This is a genomic window from Herbaspirillum sp. B65, from assembly GCF_000333555.1.
Lineage (GTDB): Bacteria > Pseudomonadota > Gammaproteobacteria > Burkholderiales > Burkholderiaceae_D > Herbaspirillum > Herbaspirillum rubrisubalbicans.
The window spans coordinates 1-2,279 of the sequence record NZ_BADI01000796.1; the positions used below are offsets into that span (position 1 = coordinate 1).

1 protein-coding gene is annotated in these 2,279 nt (G+C 62.6%); it reads right to left on the reverse strand.

Annotation, left to right across the window (positions count from 1 at the left end; genetic code table 11):
- On the reverse strand, positions 1-2,279 hold a 2,279-nt coding region (locus tag I5W_RS19070), incomplete at both ends, for a [protein-PII] uridylyltransferase (protein WP_044530407.1).

The following is a 2,279-nucleotide window of genomic DNA, read 5'->3' on the forward strand; positions in this document are numbered from 1 at the left end:
TGGCCGCGTTCTCGGGGCGCAGGTCCACCGCGGGATTGACCGGGAAGGTGCGCGACAGGCGCGACAGCCTAGCCTTGGAGGGCGGCGGCAGCGGGGCGTCCGATTGCAGCAGGGCGCCCAGTTCGTGTTCGATCAGGTTGATGATGTCGCGGTAGTTCTTGGCGAATACCGGCGCATTGATGAGGAAGGCATCCAGCGCGTAATTGTTGCGGGTGGTATGGATCTTGGCGTCGAAGATACTGAAGCTTTTTTCATCGAAGTAGCTGCAGATGCGCGCAAACAGGTCGGGGCGGTCGGGCGTATAGACCGCCACCTGAACCCCTTCGCCTATGGGCGCCAGGCGGCAGCGCACCAGCGGCACGCCGGTGTCGACCTTGTCGTAGAAGCAGCGCGTCTGCCAGGCGATGTCGGAGGCATCGTGGCGCAGGAAGTAGGCCACGTCCAGTTGCTTCCACAAGGGCTCGTGGGCATCGGCTGGCAGGCCGTACAGACGCAGGGTCTTGATGGCTTCCTGCTGGGTGTTCTTCAGTTCGCGATCGGCCGAGGGGGCTTCGCCGCCCAGCACGCGCAGGGTCATGCGGTACAGGTCTTCCAGCAGCTTGCCCTTCCAGGCATTCCACACCTTGGGGCTGGTGCCGCGGATATCGGCCACCGTCAGCAGGTAGAGCGCGGTCAGGTGGCGTTCATCCTTGACCAGCTGGGCGAAGGCGGTGATCACGTCGGGGTCCGACATGTCCTGCTTCTGTGCCACGTGCGACATGGCCAGGTGCTGCTCGACCAGGAATACGATGAGCTCGGTATTTTCTTCCGAGATGCCGTGCTGCACGCAGAAGGCACGTGCATCGGCCATGCCCAGCTTGGAATGGTCGCCGCCGCGGCCCTTGGCGATGTCATGGAACAGGGCGGCCACGTACAGCACCCAGGGCTGGCCGAAGTTGGCCATCAACTGGCTGCAGAAGGGATATTCATGCGCGTGTTCGCTCATGGTGAAGCGGCGCACGTTGCGCACTACCATCAGGATGTGCTGGTCCACGGTATAGACGTGGAACAGGTCATGCTGCATCTGGCCGACGATCTGGCGGAAGTTCGGCAGGTAGCGGCCCAGCACGCTGGTGGCATTCATCCCGCGCAGGGCGTGGGTGATGCCGCGCTTGCTCTGGATGATCTGCATGAACAGGCGATGGTTTTCCGGGTTGGCGCGGAAGGCATTGTCGATCTTGAAGCGGGCGTGCCACAGCGCGCGCAGGGTGCGTGCCGACATGTCCTTCAGTTCCGGGTGTTCGGAGAGCATCAGGAACACTTCCAGCATGGCCGAAGGGGTCTCTTCGAAGATATTGTCGTGGGCGATGTCGAGGAAGCCGTTGACCTCGCTGAAGCGCTCGTTGAGCGGGCGTGGCACCGATTGCTGGGGGAACAGGTGGGCTTCGATATTCTGCAGCAGGATGGTATTCAATTGCGTGACCGCCTTGGCTGCCCAGTAATAACGCTGCATCAGGTATTCGCTGGCGCGCCGGGTGTCGGTGGTCTTGAAGCCGAAGGTTTCCGCAATCTGGGTCTGGATGTCGAATACCAGGCGGTCTTCGCGGCGGTCGGTGAGGATGTGCAGGCGGATGCGGATGTCCTTGAAGGCGCGTTCCTTCTGGCGCAGCTGGCGCGCTTCGGTGGAAGTCAACATGCCGTGCTGGGCCAGTTCGGCCCAGGAGTTGCCCAGGCCGGCCGCCTTGGCCACCCACAGGATCACCTGCAGGTCGCGCAGGCCGCCCGGGCTTTCCTTGCAATTGGGTTCCAGGCTGTAGGGAGTGTCTTCGTACTTGACGTGGCGTTGGCGCATCTCCAGGGTCTTGGCCTGGAAGAAGGCCAGCGGGTCCAGTGTAGCCTGGTAGCGTTCCTGCAATTGCTTGAAGAGGGCGCGGTTGCCGGTCACCAGGCGCGCTTCCAAGAGGCTGGTCTGGACCGTGATGTCGGCCGCGGATTCGTCCAGGCATTCGTCGATGGTGCGGATGCTGTGGCCGATTTCCAGGCCGATGTCCCAGAACAGTTGCACCAGGGATTCCAGCTTTTCCTTCTTGGCAGCGTCCGGGGTCTTGTCCAGCAGGATCAGCACATCCACGTCCGAATGCGGGAACAGTTCGCCTCGCCCATAGCCGCCCACGGCCACCAGCGCGGCATTGCCGGACATGCCCAGTTCTTCCCAGGCCTGGGTCAGCGCTTCATCGACGTTGCGGCGCAATTGGGCCAGCAATTGTTCGGTCTTGTGGTGGACTGAACACCTCGAGGCT